This window comes from uncultured Microbacterium sp. (assembly GCF_963524805.1).
In the GTDB taxonomy this organism is placed as follows: Bacteria; Actinomycetota; Actinomycetes; order Actinomycetales; family Microbacteriaceae; genus Microbacterium.
Map to the genome: position 1 here is coordinate 109,856 of NZ_CAURGG010000001.1, position 20,490 is coordinate 130,345.

The following is a 20,490-nucleotide window of genomic DNA, read 5'->3' on the forward strand; positions in this document are numbered from 1 at the left end:
CCTGGCTGATTCCTCCGGGTTCCGCGCGCATCTGTGATGTCGCGGTGCGCCAGGGCCGCCCCCAGAAGGGGCGGCCCTTTGTATCTTTCCGGCGCCTTCCTGCTCCTCCCAACTAGCCCGTACCAACGCTGATCCGGGCACGAAAAGCCCTGGTCAAGGATGATCCGGGCGTACCCAGGAGGAATCATGAACACCAACACCAAGGGCCGGTCGGAGACCGCGTCCCGCGTCACTCGCGGTATGGGGGCCGCAGTGCTGAGCGCAGTTCTGGTGGCCGGACTCGCCGGCTGCATGACGGGCAAGATCGCCGCCAACGAGCCGGTCGCCCAGCGCAACGCGGTCGCGCCGGCGGGCGTCGATCGGGCGGCGCCGGCGGATCGGATCGAGCAGCAGATGGCTCGTCAGGCCGCCGCGAACCGCGCGAACAGCGCTCGCTTTGCGGGCCGCACCGCCGATCGCGTCGCGGAGGAGCTCGGCGGCGGCTCAGCTGCCGCACCCGTCGCGGCGCAGCACTTCCCGACATGGACGGACCGCATCACCGCCCAGATCGCGCACGACGCGGCCGCTCCGGCCAACCCCGGCCCGGGGATGACCGCCGACCACCTCGATCGCCTCCTCGACCACGCAGAGTGAGCGCCGCTCGAGCCACCACGAAACTGCCCGACCCGCCGGCAACGATGCCGCGGACCGGGCACTTTCGCTGTGGTCCCCACGGACGGCTGACTCGGAGTAGCGTTCTCGTCGAGCACCCAGGGGGCGACGTGGCAGAAGGCAGCGGCACGAAGGACGATCCGTGGCGCCTCACCACGGCGCCGGGCACATCGGCGTACACGATGTATCGCGACGATGACGCCGATCCGCCCGCTCTGGTGTGCCAGGTCGGCTCGACGACCCTGAAGTACCACCTCAGCGCGATCGACGATTTGGCCGGATGGCTTCGCGAACAGGCTGATTGGGTCGCGCTCGGCGCCGCCGACGAGCAGAAGGCCGCACAAGACGGGACGGTCGAGGCGTGGGGTCGCAGCGCTGACAATCCGGTTGGCGGGTGGTACGGCCTGCGCAAGGGCTACCGCGGCCGCTTCGGCATGTACCTGCCGCCGCTGCTGGAGGCGCTCGGCCTCGTCGAGCTCACCCACGACGCGCGCAACAACCGCGTGCGCTCGATCTGAGCCTCAGGCTGCTTCCCGCTGCAGCCGGGCGATGCGGTGCAGCGCCGCCTCCTCCGAGGTCGACCGCTCGCCGAGGAGGGATTTCGCCGAACGCAGCACCACCCCGGTGGCGGGCACGGCGAGCGGAGAGGGCCGCGCGAGCCCCAGCATCCGTCGATGGACCGGATCGAGCGACCCGACCGCTCCGGCGAACATGATCCGGTACGCCGGGATCATCCCCCGCGCCAGCGGCGGGTTGCGGATGAACCGCACGACATCCAGGACCCGCGCATCCGCCGTGAGGATGCCCCTCTCGGCCACCGCGGCGAGGCGGCCGCGCAGGTCGGCGGCCGTGACCGGCGGGTCGGACAGCCCGACCAGGGCGCCCGCGGTCGCCCACTCGCGCACATACGCGTCCGGACCGCCGGGAATCTCGGGCTCCCAGATCTCGTGACAGGTCAGGAACGAATCCGTGAATGCCAGATGCACCCATTCGATGAGTTCCGGATCGCTTGCCGCGTAGCTGCGCGTGACGCCGAATGCGTCGACGTACTCGCCCGTCACCCGCTGATGCAGTGCGCGCACCATCGCCGAGGATCTCTCCGCGGTCGCCTGATCGCCGAAGGTCACGGTGATGAGCCACCGGATCGTTCCGGTCAGTCGCCCCAGCGGATCGTCACGGTAGCGAGACCAGTCGTGGACCCCCGCCATCGCACCGGGGTGCAGCGCCTGCACGAGCAGGGCGCGGATGCCGGCGACCATCGTCGCCATGCCGCCGTGGACGGCCCACGATGCAGAGCCGGGGCCGAAGAATCCGGCATCCGTTCCGGTGGCCAGCTCGAGAACCCACGGGGGCGACCCGTCGTCGGTGCCGGAGAGCGTCTGCAGCAGATGGGAACGCCATCGATCGCGCACCGTCCCCATACCGCCAGTAGATCACGCTGTGCGGTGTCCGGGGCCGGATGCGACCCTTGTGCCTGCATCGCGGTTCTGCGACGGTATCGATGGGGGAGCTCCCACACACAGGAGTCTTCATGAACGTCGAACCATGGGGCACGACCGGGCCGGGCGCCTCGACGCCGGTGGTCCCCGCCATCCAATACCTTCTCCGGGACCATGGGCATCCCGTCGTCGTCGACGGCGCGTACGGCCCCGCCACGGCGTCTGCGGTGTCGGCAGTGCAGAGCGCCGCGGGCGTGCCATCCGACGGAACAGTGGGACCGGTCACCTGGCCGCATCTGGTGGTCGTGACCCACGACGGCTCGACCGGCGATTCCGTGCGCGCGGTGCAGCAGTTCGGTCTGGTGCCCTCTCCGGGAGTTCCTCCGCTCGCCGTGGACGGATCGTACGGGCCGATCACCGTCGAGCGCGTGCGGTTCCTGCAGGAGTCGTGGGGCCTCACGCAGGACGGCGCTGCCGGACGGGAGACCTGGTCGTTCGTCAGTACCTTCCAGCCCGGTCCTCGGCCGTGGGCGCTGGTGAAGGTCGGCGCCACACAGGCCTCGAACTGGCGCGTCCTGGCTGCGCAGCATCTGCTGCGATTCCGAGGCGCCGCGATCGCGGCCGACGGCGTGTTCGGCCCTCTCAGCGGCGAGGCAGCCCGCACCTTCCAGATGACCCTGCGCGCCACGGAGATCTCCACCACGCTGGGGCAGCTCGACTGGCCGGCGCTGATCCAGACCGTGCGACTGGGCGATACCGGGGAGGCCGTCCGTGCTGCGCAGTCGCTGCTTCCGGGCGCGTTGGCCGTCGACGGCGAATTCGGTCCGCTCACCGACGCGGCGGTCCGCAGCTTCCAGGGTGTGTTCCTGCCTCCGGCGGACGGCGTCGTCGGACCTACCACGTGGCACGCACTGACCCAGCGCACGTTCGACTGACCGCGGCCGCTGCCGAGCGGTGCGACCGCGCGCGGCTACGCTGAAAGCATGGTCCGCGGCAACGACGATGACGCCCTCGCATGGGGCGGCGACGATGATCCGACGCTCGATGTCGGTGCGACGACGGATCCGGATGCCGCTCCGGCAGCCCTGCCCGAGGGATACAGCGCCGTGGGCAAGGGCAGCGAGAACGTCGGCCGAATCCGGCAGGACGGCTCGGTCGCGATGCCGGGGGAGCGCGCGCCGATGGGCAACGCGCTGCTGATCACCCTCGGAATCATCGGCGGCATCTACCTGCTCTACGCGATCGGATGGCTCATCGGCGGTCTGCGCCTGCAGGGGCAGGCCGCGTACCTCGTGACCGACGTCATGTACCAGGGCAGCTTCTGGCTGGCCGTCCTCGCGCCGCCGCTGTGGTTCGCCACCGTGTTCCTGCTCACGATCGGCTCGAAGCCATGGGTCCGCGTCGTCTGGCTCGTGGCGGGCGTGGCCCTGCTGCTGCCTTGGCCGTTCGTGCTGATCGGGGCGGTGGGACGATGACCGATGCGACGGAAGCTCCGCTCGAGCGGCGGAGGAACCCGACGTGGGTGGTCGCGACCATCGCGGGGGCCTTCGGGCTCTTCTACGCGTACGCGGTATGGAACGCGGTGGGCAATCTCGTGCAGAGCGTCCAGTACGCCGGCGAGAACGGCTTCGCGCTCAGCGCGCTGGGATGGTTCATCTGGCTGTTCGCCACGGCGGTGCCGATCATCGCGTTCGCCGCCGCCTTCGCCGTCGGCTACCGTCGTCCCGTCCATCACTTCCTCCTCGTGATGCTCACGGGTCTGGCGCTCACCGCGGTGTTCTGGCTGAACGTCGTGGCGTACACCGAGCTCAACTTCGCCTCTCTGCTGGCCTGACGGCTCCGTCACACGATCGGAGGCCCGCAGACAGAGCCGATAGAGTGTGAGCTGAATGCGCCCCGATGGCGTGCGGCGCAGCATCCACTCGTCTTTCCGGCCGCGTCCCGCGCGCCCACGCTCCAAAGGATCCGCAGTCGTGCCGAAGCCTGTCGTGCTCATCGCCGAAGAACTCTCTCCCGCCACGATCGACGCGCTCGGTCCCGACTTCGACGTCCGGCAGGTCGACGGCACCGACCGGCCGGCGCTGCTGGCGGCGCTCGGTGACGCCCAGGCGGTCCTCGTCCGATCGGCGACCCAGATCGACGCCGAGGCGCTTGCCGCGGCGCCCCTGCTGAAGGTCGTCGCCCGCGCGGGCGTCGGGCTGGACAACGTCGACATCAAATCGGCCACCACAGCCGGCGTGATGGTGGTCAACGCCCCGACCTCGAACATCATCTCCGCGGCCGAACTCACGATCGGGCACATCCTGAGCCTGGCGCGACACATTCCGAGCGCGCACGCGTCGCTCGCGGACGGCAAGTGGAAGCGCAGCGCCTACACCGGGACGGAACTGTTCGAGAAGACCGTGGGCATCGTCGGCCTCGGCCGCATCGGCGCGCTGATCGCCGAGCGCCTCCGCGCGTTCGGCGTTCGCGTCGTCGGGTTCGACCCGTACGTGACGCCGACCCGCGCCCAGCAGCTTCAGGTCGAGCTGCTCTCGTTCGACGAACTGCTGCGGCAGAGCGACTTCGTCACCGTGCACATGCCGAAGACCCCCGAGACGACCGGAATGATCGGCGCCGAGCAGCTTGCGCTGATGAAGCCGACCGCATTCGTGATCAACGTCGCCCGCGGCGGCCTGATCGATGAGGAGGCGCTGTACAGCGCGCTCGCCACGGGTGTGATCGCCGGCGCGGGACTCGACGTGTTCACCTCCGAGCCCCCGGCGGCCGATTCGAGCGCCTCGCGCCTGCTGGACCTGCCGAACGTCGTCGTCACTCCGCACTTGGGCGCGAGCACGGACGAGGCCCAGGAGAAGGCCGGGGTGTCCGTCGCCCGTTCGGTCAAGCTGGCTCTCGAGGGCGATCTGGTTCCCGATGCCGTGAACGTCGCGGGCGGTGAGATCGACCCGTTCGTGCGCCCCGGCATCGCCCTGGTCGAGAAGCTCGGGCAATTCTTCACGGGCCTCGCGCACGCTGCCGTCACCAGCCTGGACATCGAGGTGCGCGGCGAACTGGCCGCCTACGATGTCAGCGTCTACCGGCTGGCGGCCCTGAAGGGCATTCTCACCAACGTGGTGAGCGAGAACGTCTCGTACGTGAACGCACCGCTGTTCGCGGAGCAGCGCGGCATCGAGACCCGGCTGATCGTCGAGTCCGAGAGCCCGCTCTACCGCAACCTCACCGTGCTGCGCGGCACGCTGGCGGACGGCACCGTGCTCACCATCTCGGGCACCCTGGCCGGAACACGCATGGTCCCCAAGGTCGTGGGCATCAACGGCTACGAGATCGAGGTGCCCTTCGAACAGCACCACATCGTCATGCGCTACGCCGACCGCCCCGGCATCGTCGCGATCTACGGGCAGCGACTCGGCGACGCGGGCATCAACATCGCGGGACTGCAGGTCGCCCATCCCGACGCGAGCGGCCGCGCGCTGTCGGTGCTGACGGTGGATTCCCCGGTGCCCGATGACATGCTGAGCGAGTTGCACGAATCGGTTCAGGCCGATCTGTTCCGCCAGATCGAGATCACCGAGCCCTGAAACGCGTGACGCGTTCGCTACGGTGAGCGGATGCGCCTTCTGAACGGACCACTGGCCCGCGTGCTCGGCTCGGCCGTGTCGTGGCTGCTGTTCACGGTGTGCTTCACCCTGCTCTTCCAGGTGTCCGCCGTCGTGATGGGGCTGGGCGGGTTCTGCGCCTCGGGCGGCCCGTACGTCATCGAGACGCAGTGCCCGGACGCCGTGGTCGTCTTCGCCCCGCTCAGCATCTTCGGCGGTCTGATCGCGGCGGCGATCGCGCTGTTCTTCGCGCGGGGATTCGGCACTCCGCTGGTGATCTGGGCGTGGCCGATCCTCTTCGTCGGACTCGGCATCGACTTCCTGCTGGCCGCGATCGTTCCCGGAGGGCTGGCCAACCTGATCGTGGGCATCGTCTTCGTCGCGATGGGCATGGCCCCGCTGCTGCTGGTCTGGCGGGTCGGGGCGGCGCGACTGCTCATCGGCACCACCGACGCGCATGACCGGCCGTTCCTCGACGGCCGAGGCCCGACGCCGATCTTCTCGCTCGGCAGCCGGGCGGACGACGAGGACGCGGCGCCGGCGACGGCGGGCGACTGGCTGAGGGCCCTGGCCGTCTCGGTGCCGGCGATCCTGCTCGGCTGCGGGCTCGGACTGACGATCTTCCGCGCTGCCGCTCAGACGGGCGGGTAGCTCAGCGCTTGGCCGCGCGCTCCACGAGCGCGATGAGGGCATCCATCTCCGCGCCTCGGGGGACCGGCCCCGGGATGCTGCCGCCGGCGAGGGCGTTGTTGAAGTAGAGGCCGTCGCTGACCAGCATCACCAGGTCGAGGGATGCGGCATCCTTCGTGTGCGGACGCAGGGCGTCGCCCCACCGTTCGCGTACGTCGCGCAGCGCCCGGCTGGCCGACGCGTTGCCCCCCTGCGCCAGCCGCGCCGTCGCGAGGATCGCCCGATCGAGGGGATCGTTCTCCATCACCGATGACCGCAGGAAGTACGCGACCGGACCCTCGGGCGCCTGCGCCATCGCGTCGATGTCCGCGGTGACCAGGGCATCGAGGCGCTCGATGACGCCGGATTCCAGGGCATCCTTCGAGCCGAAGTGGTACAGCAGACCGCCCTTGGAGACGCCGGCGGCGCGTGCCGTGGCGTCCATGGTCGCGGCCCGTTCGCCCTCGTCGATGAGGATCGCCGCGAACGCGTCGAGGACGCTCTCGCGGGCGTGCGGGGGCCGGCTCATGCGCTCGATCGTATCGAGGAACCCCGCGAGCCATGCCCAGACGAATCTGTTACTATACCGGCTGGACGGTTTATATATCATGACAACACTCACGCAGGACCTCGCCATCGCCAACGCTCGGGCACCTCGGGTGGGCTGGCGCGGCTGGGCCGCGCTGGTCGTGCTCATGCTGCCCGTGCTTCTCGTGTCGGTCGACAACACCGTGCTGAGCTTTGCCCTGCCCCAGATCGCGCTGGATCTCGAGCCCACCGCGACCCAGCAGCTCTGGATCATCGACGCCTACCCGCTCGTGCTCGCCAGCCTGCTGGTGACGATGGGCGTGCTCGGCGACCGTTTCGGCCGCCGCCGGATGCTTCTGATCGGCGCCACCGGCTTCGGCCTGGTCTCCGCCCTCGCGGCGTTCGCTCCGAGCGCGGAGTGGCTGATCGCCTCCCGTGCGGCGATGGGCGTCTTCGGTGCGATGCTCATGCCCTCCACGCTCTCGCTCCTGCGGAGCATCTTCGTCAACCGGGACCAGCGCCGGCTGGCGATCGCGGTGTGGGCTGCCGGCTTCTCGGCCGGGGCGGCCCTCGGACCGGTCGTGGGCGGCATCCTGCTCGAGCACTTCGCGTGGGGATCGGTGTTCCTCATGGCCGTGCCCGTGCTCGTTCCGCTGCTGATCCTCGTGCCGATCCTGGTCCCCGAGAGCCGTGACCCGAATCCGGGCCGCTTCGATCCGCTCAGTGTCGCGCTGTCGCTCATGACGATGGTGCCGATCGTCTACGCGATCAAGGAGTTCGCGGTGCACGGTACGCAGACGCTGCTCCCGGTCGTGCTGCTGGCCGTCGGCGTCCTGTTCGGAGTCCTGTTCGTGCGACGGCAGAACCGGCTCGAATCACCGATGCTCGACATGGCGCTGTTCCGCCGCCCGACCTTCTCGGGTTCGGTGCTGGTCAACCTGCTCAGCGTGATCGGCCTCGTGGGCTTCCTCTACTTCGTCGCGCAGCACCTTCAGCTCATCGTCGGACTGTCGCCGCTGGAGGCGGGCCTGGCCCTGGTCCCCGGCCTGCTCGCCATGATCGTGGCCGGCATCGGCGTCGTGCCGATCGCCAAGCGGGCGGCGCCGCGCGTCGTCGTTCCGGTCGCGCTGAGCTTCTCGATCCTCGGCTACCTGCTCGTTGCGGTGAGCACCAGCACCGGGGCACTGCCCCTGCTGATCGCCGCATTCGTCTCGCTGGGCGTCGGCATCGGCGCGGCCGAGACCGTTTCGAACGAGCTGATCCTCGCCAGCGCTCCGCCGGCCAAGGCGGGCGCCGCAAGTGCGGTCTCCGAGACGGCGTACGAGCTGGGCGCCGTGCTCGGCACGACGATCATCGGCGGCCTGCTCGCCGCGTTCTACCGCGCCAACCTCGTCCTGCCGGCGGGGATCCCGGCCGATGTGGCCGACGCCGCCCGCGAGACGCTCGCGGGTGCCGTGGCGGGGTCGAACACGCTCGACGCGGTGCTGGGCCAGGCGCTGCGGGATGCCGCCGCCCAGGCCTTCGACGCGGGGGTCGGTGTCACCGCGCTGATCGGCGCGGGCCTGATCGTCGTGGCGGCGGTGATCGCGGCGTCAACGCTCGGCGGTCGTCACAAGCGCGTGCCGGTCGAGCACTGACCCGCTGCAGAACTCCACTGATCTCAACGCCGCCGCTGCGGCCACTCCTGTGATCGTCCGGGCCGGGAATGCGGTGGTGGCCCGATTCGGCGGAGTTCTGCCCGCCGCTACGCTGGCAGGGACAGAAGGAGCGCAATGTCCCCGCCGTATGACCGTGTCGTCAAGCTCGCTGTGATCCCGGGGGACGGCATCGGACCCGAGGTGATCGCCGAGGCCGAGAAGGTTCTGGATGCGGCCACGGCCGGCTCCGGCATCGGATTCGACAAGACGCGATTCTCCCTGGGCGCCGCACGCTTCCTCGAGACCGGCGACACGCTGACGGATGCCGACCTCGCGGAGATCGCCGCGCACGATGCGATCCTGCTCGGCGCGGTGGGAGGCGTGCCCGGCGACCCTCGGCTGAAGGACGCCAACATCGAGCGCGGGCTGCTGCTGAAGCTCCGCTTCGAGCTCGACCACTACGTGAACCTGCGGCCGTCGAAGCTGTATCCCGGTGCTCCCGGACCTCTCGCGGAGCCGGGCGAGATCGACTTCGTGGTCGTCCGCGAAGGCACCGAGGGTCCGTACGTGGGCAACGGCGGGTCGATCCGGCGTGGCACGGAGCACGAAGTGGCCAACGAGACGTCGGTCAACACGGCCTACGGCATCGAACGCGTCGTGCGCTACGCCTTCGCCCTCGCGGAGCGCCGCCGTCAGAAGCTCACCCTCGTGCACAAGACGAACGTGCTGGTGCACGCCGGCGGCATGTGGCAGCGGATCGTGAACCGCGTGGCCGACGAGCACCCCGGCGTCGCGGTAGATTATCTTCACGTCGACGCGGCCACGATCTTCCTGGTCACAAACCCGTCCCGCTTCGACGTCGTGGTCACCGACAACCTCTTCGGCGACATCCTCACAGACCTGGCCGGCGCCGTCACCGGTGGCATCGGCCTCGCAGCCTCCGGGAACATCAACCCGGACGGCGCGTTCCCGTCGATGTTCGAGCCCGTTCACGGTTCGGCGCCCGACATCGCGGGGCAGCAGAAGGCCGACCCCACGGCCGCCATCCTCTCGATCTCGCTCCTGCTCGATCACCTCGGGCTGCGGGAGGAAGCACAGCGCGTCACCCGCGCTGTCGAGGACGACATCGCGGCCCGCGACGGGGATGCCCGCCCCACGGCCGCGATCGGCGACGCGATCGTCGCGCGGCTGCAGGCGTAACCTGGAATCTCGCCCGTCCGCGGGCACATCGAAGCTTTGGATGTGACATGACACTCATCGGAACCGACCCCGACACCGGACTCGAGCCCCTCTCGTTCGCCGTCACAAAGAACCTGAACGCGAAGAACCCGTCGCAGCGCGACGCGATCCTCGCGAGCCCCGGGTTCGGCGAGCATTTCACCGATCACATGGTCGACATCTGCTGGTCGGTGGGCGGCGGCTGGCACCGGCCGCGTGTGCAGCCGTACGGGCCCATCACCCTCGATCCCGCTGCCGCCGTGCTCCACTACGGGCAGGAGATCTTCGAGGGCATCAAGGCCTACCGTCATGCGGACGGCTCGATCCACACCTTCCGCCCCGATCAGAACGGCCGCCGCCTCCAGCGCTCGGCGCGGCGCCTGGCGCTGCCCGAGCTGCCCGTGTCGTACTTCATCCAGTCGTTGCGCGAGATCGTCGCGGTGGACGGGGCGTGGGTGCCCTCGGGTGAGGACCAGAGCCTCTACCTGCGCCCGTTCATGTTCGCGAAGGAGGCTTTCCTGGGCGTGCGTCCCGCGCACAAGGTGAACTACTACGTCATCGCCTCTCCGGCCGGCGCCTACTTCAAGGGCGGCGTCCAGCCGGTCTCGATCTGGCTGAGCGAGGACTACGCGCGTGCCGGCAAGGGCGGTACGGGCGCGGCGAAGACGGGCGGCAATTACGCCGCGTCGCTGCTGCCGCAGTCCGAGGCCTACGAGAACGAGTGCGACCAGGTCGTGTTCCTCGATCAGGACCGCAACGTCGAGGAGCTCGGCGGCATGAACGTGGTCTTCGTCTACAAGGACGGCACGCTCGTCACGCCGCAGTCCCCGTCGATCCTGGAGGGGATCACGCGCGATTCGATCCTGCAGCTGGCAGCGGATCGCGGTCACACGGTCGAGGGGCGCAACGTCTCCTTGGACGAGTGGCGGCGAGGCGTCGCGTCCGGCGACATCGTCGAGGTGTTCGCGTGCGGCACCGCCGCTGTGGTGACGCCCATCGGCGTGCTCAAGGGGAAGGACTTCTTCGACGAGCAGCCCATCGGAACTCTCGCGCTCGAGCTGCGCAAGGAGCTGACCGACATCCAGTACGGGCGCCTGCCCGACAAGCACGGATGGCTGCTGCGCCTGGACTCCTGACCGGATGCCGCGCCTTGGTCAAGATCTCGATACGGCGCTGGCGCGCCTACTCGATCTAGAGCCGCGGACGCGTCAACGCGGGCTTCGCTCACATTGACCCGTCCCGGCTCTAGGCTGATGCGGTGAGAATCGCGCGCTTCAGCCACCAGGACGCCATCCGCTACGGCATCGTCGACGACACCGAGCTGGTCGTGCTCGACGGCGACCCGATGTTCGCGGGATTCGACACGACGGGTGAGCGAGTGCCGCTCGGTGATGTGGCTCTGCTGGCACCGGTCATCCCGCGCTCGAAGATCGTCGCGGTGGGGCGCAATTACCGTGCGCACGCGGAGGAGCTCGGCAACGAGGTGCCCGCCGATCCCATGCTCTTCTTCAAGCCGAACACCTCGGTGATCGGCCCGGGGGACACGATCGTCCGGCCCCGGCAGTCGCAGTTCACGTCCTTCGAGGGAGAGCTCGCCGTCGTGATCGGCTCGATCGCCAAGAACGTCGCGCCCGAGCGCGCATCCGAGGTGATCTTCGGCTACACGATCGCCAACGACGTCACCGCTCGCGACCTGCAGAAGACCGACGGCCAGTGGGCGCGCGCGAAGGGCTTCGACACGTTCTGCCCGCTCGGCCCTGCGATCGAGACGGAGTTCGACCTCGCGTCGGCGACCCTCGAGACCCGCCTGAACGGACAGGTCGCCCAGCAGGCGCCGTTGACGGACATGATCCACTCGGTCGCCGCCATCATCGCGTACGCCTCGGCGGCCTTCACCCTGCTGCCCGGGGATGTCATCCTCACCGGGACCCCGTCCGGCGTCGGTCCTTTCGTGGCCGGCGACACGATCGAGGTCGAGATCACCGGACTCGGCACCCTGCGCAACACCGCGCGGGACGCATGATCCTCGCTTTCCATGGCTGACGCCGCGTCATCCACGAGCGCCCCGCTCACCGCGGCGGACGTCGCGGGAGTGCAGCGGCGCACCGTCGGCGTCCTGTCGGTCGCTCAGGTGCTCGGCGGCGTGGCGTTCGGCGCGACGATCTCGCTGGGCGCTGTCCTGGCCGCCGAGATCTCGGGAGACGAGACCTTCTCCGGGCTCGCGGCGGCTTCGGTCACGTTCGGCACGGCGATCATCGCGATACCGCTGGCCCGCCTCGCGAGGGTCCGCGGCCGCCGCCTGTCGCTTGCCACGGGCATGGCGATCGCGCTGGTGGGTGTGACCCTCGTCGTGCTCGCGGCCGGCATCGGGTCGTTCGCCCTGCTGCTGGTCGCGTTCCTTCTCGTGGGCGGCGGTCAGGCGGCCAATCTGCAGTCGCGGTTCGCTGCCGCCGACCTCGCGACCGACGTCTCGCGCGGCCGGGACCTCTCGATCGTCGTGTGGGCGACCACGATCGGCGCGGTGCTCGGTCCGAATCTCACCGGCCCGGGTGAACTCGTCGGCGACGCGATCGGCATGCCGCCCCTCACGGGCCCGTACCTGTTCACGATCATCGGCCAGATCCTCGCGATCGCCCTCTACGTCACAGCCCTCCGCCCGGATCCGCTGCTGCTGGCTCAGCGCGTGGTCGCCCAGGACGCCGCCCGCCCCGAGGCGCGTCCGATCGCACGGGCCGATCAGCCGCGCGTGGCCCGTTACGCGATCTTCGCCATCGCCGCCGCGCACGGCGTCATGGTCGCGGTGATGGCCATGACTCCCGTGCACCTGCTGCACCAGGGGGCCACGCTGACGATCATCGGCCTCACTCTGAGTCTGCACATCGCCGGCATGTACGCGCTGGCGCCGGTCTTCGGCATCCTCGCCGACCGCGTGGGCCGGATCCAGACCATCCTCATCGGGCAGGCGATCCTCGTCGCGGCGCTCGTGACGGCGTCGTTCGGTCAGGATGCCCCGGAGGCCGTCACGGTCGGACTCATCCTGCTCGGGCTCGGCTGGAGCGCGACGACCGTCGCCGGCTCGGCCCTGCTGACCGAAGCGTCGGCTGAGAAACAGCGCACCCGGCGGCAGGGTCTGAGCGATTTCACGATGAGCCTCGTCGCAGCGATCGGCGCCATCCTCGCGGGGGTCATCCTCGGCTGGATCGGCTACGGAGGGCTCGCGCTGCTGGTCGGAGTCGCGGTCATCGCCGTGGTCGCGCTGGCCCCGCTCGGACGCGCCGCGTCCGAGCGAACGGCCTAGCGCCCGAGGGCGGCCAGCGCGGCGCGAACGTCGGGCTCGTCGTTGAAGACGTGGAAAGCGACACGTGCCCGACCGGCGCGACCGGATGCCGCGACCCCGGCTGCGGTCAGTCGGGCCAGATCCCGCCCGCCGGGGTCCGCCCACGTGACGATCGCACTCGCGCGCTCCGCTGCAGCCAGCCCCATACCGGTCGAGAAGGTCGCCGCGAGTCCGGTGGCGTGCGCGTGCAGTTCGCGCGGGTCGACGGAGGCGAACAGCTCGAGCGCCGGCTCCGCTCCGACGAACGCCTGCCAGGCGGGGGAGATGTCGAATCGAGACGCGTCCGTCGCGAGCGCGACGTCGTGACCGTAGCAGGAGGTCCAGGGATCGGCGCCGGCGTACCAGCCGGCGAAGATCGCGGGCACGTGCTCGGCGAACTCCGCGGAGATCGCCAGGAACGCGACGCCGCGGGGCGCGCACAGCCATTTGTACGCGTGACAGATCACGGCGTCGTACTCGGACGCGTCGACCGGCAGCCAGCCCACCGCCTGCGTGGCGTCGCAGAGTGTGCGCGTGCCGTGCCTGGCCGCTGCGGCACGGATGGCGGCGGCATCCGCCACCTCACCCGTCGCCGACTGGACCAGTGAGAAGGCCACGAGCCACGTGTCCGAGGTGATCGAATCCGCGAGTTCGGTGAGGGGAACGGTGCGCAGGCGGATGCCGCGCCCGCTGTGCGCGAAGGGCAGCACCATCGATGCGAAGTCGCCGTCGACGCAGAGCACTTCGGCTCCGTCGGGGACCGCCGCCGCGATCAGGCCCGCGAACACCGAGGCCTGTGAACCGATCGCGATGCGACCGGGCTCCACCGCGACAAGCTTCGCGAAGTGCCCGCGCGTGCGCTCCACCACGGCGGTGTACTCGGCGGCGCTCGCACAACCTTCGGCGGCGGCATCCAGGTCGGCGATCACCGCCGCCCGGGTGGCACGAGTCGGCAGACCGACCGTGCATGCGGCCAGGTACAACGGCCCGCCCGCGAAGGATGCCCGCGCGCTGCGCAGACTCACCGCAACATCAGTGCTCATGCATCCAGCGTCCGCCGGATCGGCGCATTCGTCTACCGCAGCCTTTGCATCCGAATCATGCGTGACCGTTATGATTCCCCCGTGACCGATCGCTCCTTCGATGACCCCGACCTCGACGTTCAGACCCTTCGCGTCATGAAGGCCATCGCGGATGAGGGCTCCATCACCGCCGCCGCGGCGTCGCTCGGATACAGCCAGCCGGCGGTGAGCCAGCAGCTGCGGAAGCTCGAGCAGCGACTCGGCGTGCCGGTGATCGAACGCGTCGGGCGCGGTGTCCGGCTGACCGAGGCGGGACGCGTTCTGGCCCGCCACGCGCCCGCAGTGACCACAGCTCTGGACGCCGCGGCCGGCGAGCTCGCCGAACTGCGCGGACTGCGCGCGGGACGCGTCCGCCTCGTCGCCTTCCCCTCCGCCTCGCCCACCGTCGTGCCGCGGCTGCTCGCGGAGGTCGCGGCGCGACACCCCGGCCTGTCGATCACCTACGTCGAGGCCGAACCGCCCGAGGCGGTGGAGGCCGTTCGCGAGAATCGGGCGGACATCGCGCTGACGTTCAGCTACCCCGGCGATCGCGACGATCCGCACGGCTCGAGCGCGAGCGGTCTCGCGGTGCGTGCGGTCGGGGCTGACGACCTGCTGGTGGTCCTTCCCGTCGGGCACCGCGCGGCGGAGGTCGAGCGCGTCGAGGTGGGGGACCTCGCCGGGGAGAACTGGATAGCCGGCTGCCCGCGCTGCCGCGGTCACCTGCTGCAGCTGTGCGGTCGAGCGGGTTTCGAGCCGCGCATCGGATTCGAGACGGACAACTTCGTGGCGGTCGAGGGTCTTGTCGCTCAGGGGATCGGGGTGGCCACGCTGCCGCGCATGGCTGTCGAGTCGTTCCCCCTGCTGCCGGGCATCGTCACGCGGCCGCTGCCCGCCGCCGAAGCGCGCACTCTTCATGTCGTCACGGCGCACGGCGCCGATCGCGTGCCCTCGATGCGCATCGCACTCGGGGCCCTCGAGCGCGTCCTGGCCCGGCCTCCAGAAGGATCGGCCGCGGCCGCGAACTAAGCTGGTCCACGATGTCTACACCCGATCCCCGCACCACGACCGCCTCCGGCGCCGACGTGCGCGTGCGCTTCTGCCCCTCTCCCACCGGCCTTCCGCACGTCGGGCTGATCCGCACCGTGCTGTTCAACTGGGCGTACGCCCGACACAACGGGGGCACGCTCGTCTTCCGCATCGAGGACACGGACTCCGCACGCGACAGCGAACAGAGCTACCACCAGCTGCTCGATGCCCTCCGCTGGCTCGAGATCGACTGGGACGAGGGCGTCGAGGTCGGCGGACCCCATGCGCCGTACCGTCAGTCCGAGCGACACGACATCTACTTCGAGGTGCTCGAGAAGCTGAAGGCGACCGGCGCCGTATACGAGAGCTACTCGACGCCCGAGGAGATCGACGCCCGCAACGAGGCCGTCGGCCGCGCGAAGCAGCTCGGGTACGACAACTTCGACCGCGACCTGACCGAAGAGCAGAAGGCCGCCTACCGCGCGGAGGGTCGCGAGCCCGCCTGGCGGGTGCGCGTGCCCGACGAAGACCTGACCTACGTCGATCTCATCCGCGGCGAGGTGACCTTCCCGGCAGGATCCTTCCCGGACTTCGTCATCGTGCGCGCCGGCGGAGTGCCGCTCTACCCGTTCGTGAACCCGGTCGACGACGCGCTCATGGGCATCACGCACGTGATCCGCGGCGAGGACCTCATGCCGTCCACGGCGCGCCAACTGGCGCTCTACCGAGCGCTGGTCGAGGCGGGCGTGACGAGCTTCATCCCGCGCTTCGCGCACATGCCGCTCGTGCTCGGCGATGAAGGCAACAAGAAGCTGTCCAAGCGCGACCCGAAGGCCGACCTGTTCCTGCAGAGGGAGAGGGGCTTCATCCGCGAGGGACTGCTGAACTACCTGTCGCTGCTCGGCTGGTCGCTCTCTCACGATCGCGACGTGTTCTCGCTCGATGAGCTGATCGCCGCGTTCGACATCGTTGACGTCAACCCGAACCCGGCGCGCTTCGATCAGAAGAAGGCCGAGTCGATCAACGGGGATCACATCCGGATGCTGGCTCCCGAGGATTTCGCCGCGCGCATCGTTCCGTACCTGGCAGCGGAGGGCGTGCTGACGGTTCCGGTGGGCGATGAGGACCAGTCGATGCTCGACAAGGCGGCACCGCTCATCCAGGAGCGGCTCCAGCTGCTCGGCGACGCCCCGAATCTGCTGCGGTTCCTCTTCACCGACGAGATCTTCTACACCGAGGACGCCCTGGCCGGCCTTCCCGACAACACGGGGGTCGTGCTCGCGGCATCCGTCGGGGCCCTGGAACTCGTTCCCGAGGCCGAGTTCACCGCGGCGGCCGTCCAGGAAGCTCTCGCCGGCGCGCTCATCGACGGCCTCGGTCTGAAGCCGCGTGTCGCCTACGGCCCGCTGCGGGTGGCAGTGAGCGGCCGACGCGTCTCCCCGCCGCTGTTCGAGTCCATGGAGCTGCTCGGCAAGGCGGAGTCCATCCGCCGCCTGTCCGCGCTCGAGGCTTTCCGGACGCCGTAGCGCCGGCCGCCCCGGTTTGGCCGGGGGCCGTCTGTCGCGTAGACTTGACCCTTGGCACGGGCTTGAGTCCAGCGCCTTGGGGTATGGTGTAATTGGCAACACGGAGGTTTCTGGTACCTTTGTTCTTGGTTCGAGTCCAGGTACCCCAGCCAGTTGAAAACCCCCGCTCAGCGGGGGTTTTTCGTTTCCCTGCCGCGACGGGGCACGCGTTCGGGATGCCGCCCTTCCCGCTCACGTGCGAGGGATAATCGGAGCATGGACGCGCCGCCACTGCCGTCAGAGCGTCGACGAGAACTCGCCGTGCTCCGTTCCCGCGCGTACGGCCCCGATGCCGACATCAACGGCGACGCCGATGCGCTGGCGCGACTGATCGAGCTCGAGGACCTGGCCCGAGCCGACGGCGCGCCGGAGGTGGCAGCCGCCGGGGCCGAGAGCGCACCGCCGCAGAGGCAGCCCGCCGGCGTGGACCGAGACACGGCGACCGTCGTCCTCATCGATGAACCCCTTGCCTCCGGCGCCTCGGCCGCGCCGCGCGCGGGATGGCGCCGCGTACCGTTGTGGGCATACATCCTGAGTGCTCTCGCACTCGGGGTCCTCATCGGCGCGATCGTGCCGAGCCTGACGTCGCCGCATCCGGTCACGACGCTGCAGCAGATCCCGATCGAGGGAAAGCCTCTCGATTTCCAGATGTACGGCGTGCGTGCCGCATCTCCGGTCCGCTACGAGTCGTTTCACGATCTCGAAGTGTGGTCGGCGCGCACGACGCAGGGCTCGACGTGCATCGTGGTGGCCAACGATGCGGGGGAGTGGGTTGCGACGGGCTGCGCGCCCGAGCCGCTCACGCCGTCCGCCGACGTCATGTTCTACGAGGGGATGCGGCCTATCGACGGCCTGGACCTGCCTGACGGCAGTCTGCTGCGCTTCGTCCTGCGTGAGGACGTCATGGAGATCTGGATCGCCGAAACCGCACAGCCCGCGTGATCGCGGCTATCGCGTGAGAGCGATCAGCGCCTGTGCGCCCAGGGCGGCGTACTCGGGGTTGTCGTCGCTCTGGTCCAGGAATATGAGCGTGACGGCAGCGGCCCAGCCGCGCGCACGCGTCCAGGTGGCGGCGTCGTACCGGTCCGCGAGGGCGGCGACGAACGAAGCGCGGCCGACGGCATCGAAGGCCAGCCACGCGACGGCGAGGTCGTAGGCCGGATCCCCGGCGGTCACATCGCCGAAGTCGATGATCGCCACGAGGCGCGTCCCCTCGGCGACGAGGTTGCCCGGATGCAGATCACCGTGGATCCAGACGGGTGCACCGGACCACCGCGGAGCGGCAAGCGCTGCGTCCCACCACCGTCGGAGACCCTCGAGGCCGTCGTGGACGGACCGACCGCTCAGGGAGACGAATCGGGCGTCGACCGCGGCAGAGCGCACCGCCAACGGCGCGCCGCGGACGGGGTTCACGGGATGATCGGGCGGAGCAGGTACGTGCAGGGCGAGGAGCGCCTCCGCCAGGGGCCGCGCCCAGCCGCGGCGCTGCTCGGGATCGATCTGCAGACCGGTCTGACCGTCGAACCACGGCACGATCGACCACGACCAGGGATAGCCGCATCCCGGCCGCCCGGCGAACACCGGAGCGGGCACGCCGACGCCGGCGACCGCGATGCGCTCAGCGATCCCGGCGAGCACGTCCTGCTCGTGCAGGACGAGCGGCGCGGACAGCGCTCGACGCGGAAGGCGTACGGCGTACTCCTCGCCCAGCCGCCAGACCGAGCAGTCCCACCCGTCCGCGACGTGGGAGAGCGGCAGAGCGCCAGAATCCGCGATCGATGTGGCCTGACTGCTCACGAGCGCGCGCACGAGTTCGACGTCGATCACCACCTCCGCAGACGGCTTGTCGGGCACCCTCCGAAACTAGCGCCGGCGGCCTCCTCATGCCGGAATCGCCACCTGATTCGGGGATAGCCCTTGCGTTTGTGTTGTTTTGTGTTGTAACGTGTGGGAAATTCACGGAGGAATTCGCATGTACGCAATGGAGCGCCAGCAGCAGATCGAGCGCCTGCTTCTCGATGAGGGCCGCGTCAGCGTCATCGAGCTCGCGCGTCGCTTCGAGGTGACGACCGAGACGGTCCGCCGAGACCTCGACCAGCTGGAGCGCACCGGCGCACTTCGCCGGGTGCACGGGGGAGCGGTGACCCGCGACCGGGACAGCATGGCCGAGCCCACCCTCGCCGAGCGGTCTCACCGGCGCAGCGAAGCCAAGGCCGCGATCGCCCGGCGCGCGCTGGAGGTCATCGGGGATCGCTTCCACGGTTCGGTGTACCTCGACGCCGGCACGACGACGCACGCCGTCGCCGCTCAGCTCGCCGAGCGGCTCATCGTGACGGGCGGCAGCATCGACATCGTCACGCACGCGATGACCCTCGCCCACACGCTGGCCGGAGCATCCGATGCGGACCTCACCGTCATCGGCGGGCGTGTGCGCACGGCGACGGCGGCCGCGGTCGGTGCCGACACGGTCCGTGCGGTCGAGCGTCTGCGGCCGGACATCGCCTTCCTCGGAACCAACGGCATCTCGGCATCCTTCGGCCTCAGTACGCCCGATCCCGACGAAGCGGCGGTGAAGTCGGCGATCGTGCGGGCGGCGCGGCGTGTGGTCGTCGTCGCCGACGCGGACAAGCTCGGCAGCGAGCTGCTCGTCAGTTTTGCGCCGCTGGATGCCATCGACGTGCTGGTGACGGATGCCGAGCCCGATGCCGAGCTGTCCCGAGCGCTCTCCGACGCCGAAGTGGAGGTGTGGCTCGCATGAGCTTCCCGTTGAACGCGCCGGGTCGGATCGTCACCGTCACCGCGAATCCGTCGCTGGATCGGACCATCACGCTCGTCTCCCCGCTCGTCCCGGGGGAGGTTCAGGCGGCCGCGGCGGCCCGTGAGGATGCCGGCGGAAAGGGCATCAACGTCGCCCGTGTCGTTGCCGCAAGTGGGGTGGCGACGCTCGCCGTCCTGCCGCTGGCGGCGGACGATCCGTTCGCGCCCGCCCTGCACGCCTCGCATGTGCCCGCCCGGGCCGTGCCGGTCCGGGGGCACGTGCGCGCGAACGTCACGATCACCGATCCCGACGGCGTCACAACCAAGCTGAACCTGCCCGGCGCCCCGCTCTCGGCGCGAGACGTCGCCGCACTCGTCGAAGCCGTCGTCGAGGCCAGCGGCGGTGCCGCGTGGCTGGTGCTCGCCGGGTCCCTCCCGCCGGGCGCGGGAGATTCCCTCTACGTCGAGATCATCGCCGCGGTGCGCCGGCGTTGGGGCGCCGACGCCCCCCGCATCGCGGTCGACACCTCCGGAGCAGCCCTCCGCGCCGTGGTCGAGCAGGCGTCCCCCGACCTCATCAAGCCGAACGACGAAGAACTCGCAGAGCTTGCGGGCGCCACCCTCGAGCCGGGAGACCTCTCCGCCGCGGTGCTCGCCGTCGCGCGCACTCTCGTCCCTGCGAAGGTGGCCGGCGCGCTGATCACGCTCGGCGCCGCCGGCGCCGTGCTCGTCACCGCCGACGGCGCCTGGCAGTGCACACCGCCTCGCATCCGCGTCGTCAGCACCGTCGGCGCCGGCGACAGCTCGCTCGCCGGCTACCTGCTCGCCGACGTCGCGGGCGTCCCGCCCGAAGACCGGCTGCGCCGATCGGTGCAGTACGGAGCGGCCGCGGCATCGCTGCCCGGAACGCAGGCGCCGACGCCGGCTGACCTGCCCGCGGACGACCTGGTCGTCCGCGAACTTCGCACCACCCGCTAGAGAAACATCCACCCCGCCTCACCGCACCACCGACCATTGGAGGTCA

The 20,490-nt window shown here is 70.0% G+C and carries 21 protein-coding genes and 1 tRNA gene; 18 read left to right on the forward strand and 4 right to left on the reverse strand.

What is annotated here, in order from left to right:
- The first annotated feature begins 186 nt into the window (after positions 1–186).
- Together RWQ91_RS00555 and RWQ91_RS00560 are read left to right on the forward strand one after the other, a co-directional pair.
- Positions 187–633 (forward strand): hypothetical protein, encoded by a 447-nt coding sequence (locus tag RWQ91_RS00555; protein WP_314501803.1) that lies wholly within the window; start codon positions 187–189, stop codon positions 631–633.
- Between the two features lie 128 nt (positions 634–761).
- Positions 762–1,169, forward strand: a complete 408-nt coding sequence (locus tag RWQ91_RS00560; protein ID WP_399545596.1) for a DUF6855 family protein — start codon at positions 762–764, stop codon at positions 1,167–1,169.
- Between the two features lie 3 nt (positions 1,170–1,172).
- On the opposite strand, the gene RWQ91_RS00565 is transcribed toward RWQ91_RS00560, so the two are convergent.
- Complete coding sequence (locus RWQ91_RS00565; RefSeq protein ID WP_314501805.1) at positions 1,173–2,072, reverse strand: oxygenase MpaB family protein; 900 nt, start codon at positions 2,070–2,072, stop codon at positions 1,173–1,175.
- Positions 2,073–2,182: 110 nt separating this feature from the next.
- Between RWQ91_RS00565 and RWQ91_RS00570 the strand changes: the two genes are divergently transcribed.
- The 5 genes from RWQ91_RS00570 to RWQ91_RS00590 all read left to right on the forward strand — a co-directional run bounded on the left by RWQ91_RS00570 (position 2,183) and on the right by RWQ91_RS00590 (position 6,337).
- Positions 2,183–3,025, forward strand: coding sequence for a peptidoglycan-binding protein (locus tag RWQ91_RS00570; protein ID WP_314501807.1), 843 nt, complete (start codon positions 2,183–2,185; stop codon positions 3,023–3,025).
- A 48-nt stretch (positions 3,026–3,073) separates the two neighbouring features.
- Positions 3,074–3,565, forward strand: coding sequence for a DNA polymerase III subunit gamma/tau (locus tag RWQ91_RS00575; RefSeq protein ID WP_314501809.1), 492 nt, complete (start codon positions 3,074–3,076; stop codon positions 3,563–3,565).
- On the forward strand, positions 3,562–3,924 hold the full coding sequence (locus RWQ91_RS00580; RefSeq protein WP_314501811.1) for a bacitracin resistance protein: 363 nt from the start codon (positions 3,562–3,564) through the stop codon (positions 3,922–3,924). Before RWQ91_RS00575 ends, RWQ91_RS00580 begins: the two co-directional genes overlap by 4 nt.
- Before the next feature lie 139 nt (positions 3,925–4,063).
- Positions 4,064–5,668, forward strand: coding sequence for a phosphoglycerate dehydrogenase (gene serA / locus RWQ91_RS00585; RefSeq protein WP_314501813.1), 1,605 nt, complete (start codon positions 4,064–4,066; stop codon positions 5,666–5,668).
- 30 nt (positions 5,669–5,698) lie between these two features.
- The gene (locus RWQ91_RS00590; protein WP_314501815.1) at positions 5,699–6,337 is read left to right on the forward strand and encodes a hypothetical protein; all 639 of its coding nucleotides are present in this window, start codon (positions 5,699–5,701) and stop codon (positions 6,335–6,337) included.
- A gap of 1 nt (position 6,338) precedes the next feature.
- Here RWQ91_RS00590 and RWQ91_RS00595 read toward each other — a convergent pair whose 3' ends face one another.
- A complete protein-coding gene (locus RWQ91_RS00595) occupies positions 6,339–6,884 on the reverse strand; it encodes a TetR/AcrR family transcriptional regulator (protein WP_314501816.1) in 546 nt (181 codons plus the stop codon).
- 79 nt (positions 6,885–6,963) lie between these two features.
- On the opposite strand from RWQ91_RS00595, the gene RWQ91_RS00600 reads away from it, so the two are divergent.
- The 5 genes from RWQ91_RS00600 to RWQ91_RS00620 all read left to right on the forward strand — a co-directional run bounded on the left by RWQ91_RS00600 (position 6,964) and on the right by RWQ91_RS00620 (position 13,036).
- Positions 6,964–8,520: an MFS transporter gene (locus RWQ91_RS00600; protein WP_314501818.1), complete on the forward strand. Its 1,557-nt coding sequence runs from the start codon at positions 6,964–6,966 to the stop codon at positions 8,518–8,520.
- 135 nt (positions 8,521–8,655) lie between these two features.
- A complete protein-coding gene (locus tag RWQ91_RS00605; RefSeq protein WP_314501819.1) occupies positions 8,656–9,720 on the forward strand; it encodes a 3-isopropylmalate dehydrogenase in 1,065 nt (354 codons plus the stop codon).
- A 47-nt stretch (positions 9,721–9,767) separates the two neighbouring features.
- Positions 9,768–10,874: a branched-chain amino acid aminotransferase gene (locus RWQ91_RS00610; RefSeq protein ID WP_314501820.1), complete on the forward strand. Its 1,107-nt coding sequence runs from the start codon at positions 9,768–9,770 to the stop codon at positions 10,872–10,874.
- A 122-nt stretch (positions 10,875–10,996) separates the two neighbouring features.
- Positions 10,997–11,761 carry a fumarylacetoacetate hydrolase family protein gene (locus RWQ91_RS00615; RefSeq protein WP_314501822.1) on the forward strand — a complete coding sequence of 255 codons (765 nt, stop codon included), beginning with the start codon at positions 10,997–10,999 and terminating at the stop codon, positions 11,759–11,761.
- Between the two features lie 12 nt (positions 11,762–11,773).
- Positions 11,774–13,036, forward strand: coding sequence for an MFS transporter (locus RWQ91_RS00620; RefSeq protein ID WP_314501823.1), 1,263 nt, complete (start codon positions 11,774–11,776; stop codon positions 13,034–13,036).
- Here the strand turns inward: RWQ91_RS00620 and RWQ91_RS00625 are convergent.
- Positions 13,033–14,097: an aminotransferase class V-fold PLP-dependent enzyme gene (locus tag RWQ91_RS00625; RefSeq protein WP_314501824.1), complete on the reverse strand. Its 1,065-nt coding sequence runs from the start codon at positions 14,095–14,097 to the stop codon at positions 13,033–13,035. The genes RWQ91_RS00620 and RWQ91_RS00625 overlap by 4 nt on opposite strands.
- 57 nt (positions 14,098–14,154) lie before the next feature.
- Here RWQ91_RS00625 and RWQ91_RS00630 point away from each other — a divergent pair, with 57 nt between their 5' ends.
- The 4 genes from RWQ91_RS00630 (at position 14,155) to RWQ91_RS00645 (ending at position 17,651) form a co-directional block, all read left to right on the forward strand.
- A complete protein-coding gene (locus RWQ91_RS00630; protein ID WP_314501826.1) occupies positions 14,155–15,144 on the forward strand; it encodes a LysR family transcriptional regulator in 990 nt (329 codons plus the stop codon).
- Positions 15,145–15,155: 11 nt separating this feature from the next.
- Positions 15,156–16,670: a glutamate--tRNA ligase gene (gene gltX / locus RWQ91_RS00635; RefSeq protein ID WP_314501828.1), complete on the forward strand. Its 1,515-nt coding sequence runs from the start codon at positions 15,156–15,158 to the stop codon at positions 16,668–16,670.
- A gap of 77 nt (positions 16,671–16,747) precedes the next feature.
- Positions 16,748–16,822: transfer RNA gene (locus RWQ91_RS00640), tRNA-Gln, on the forward strand.
- Between the two features lie 103 nt (positions 16,823–16,925).
- Positions 16,926–17,651, forward strand: coding sequence for a hypothetical protein (locus tag RWQ91_RS00645; protein ID WP_314501830.1), 726 nt, complete (start codon positions 16,926–16,928; stop codon positions 17,649–17,651).
- A gap of 6 nt (positions 17,652–17,657) precedes the next feature.
- Here RWQ91_RS00645 and RWQ91_RS00650 read toward each other — a convergent pair whose 3' ends face one another.
- Positions 17,658–18,563, reverse strand: coding sequence for an aminoglycoside phosphotransferase family protein (locus tag RWQ91_RS00650; RefSeq protein ID WP_314501832.1), 906 nt, complete (start codon positions 18,561–18,563; stop codon positions 17,658–17,660).
- A gap of 118 nt (positions 18,564–18,681) precedes the next feature.
- Here RWQ91_RS00650 and RWQ91_RS00655 point away from each other — a divergent pair, with 118 nt between their 5' ends.
- Both RWQ91_RS00655 and pfkB read left to right on the forward strand, forming a co-directional pair.
- Positions 18,682–19,467 (forward strand): DeoR/GlpR family DNA-binding transcription regulator, encoded by a 786-nt coding sequence (locus tag RWQ91_RS00655; RefSeq protein ID WP_314501835.1) that lies wholly within the window; start codon positions 18,682–18,684, stop codon positions 19,465–19,467.
- The gene (gene pfkB / locus RWQ91_RS00660) at positions 19,464–20,444 is read left to right on the forward strand and encodes a 1-phosphofructokinase (RefSeq protein ID WP_314501836.1); all 981 of its coding nucleotides are present in this window, start codon (positions 19,464–19,466) and stop codon (positions 20,442–20,444) included. The genes RWQ91_RS00655 and pfkB overlap by 4 nt, the downstream gene beginning before the upstream one ends.
- The last annotated feature ends 46 nt before the right edge of the window (positions 20,445–20,490 follow it).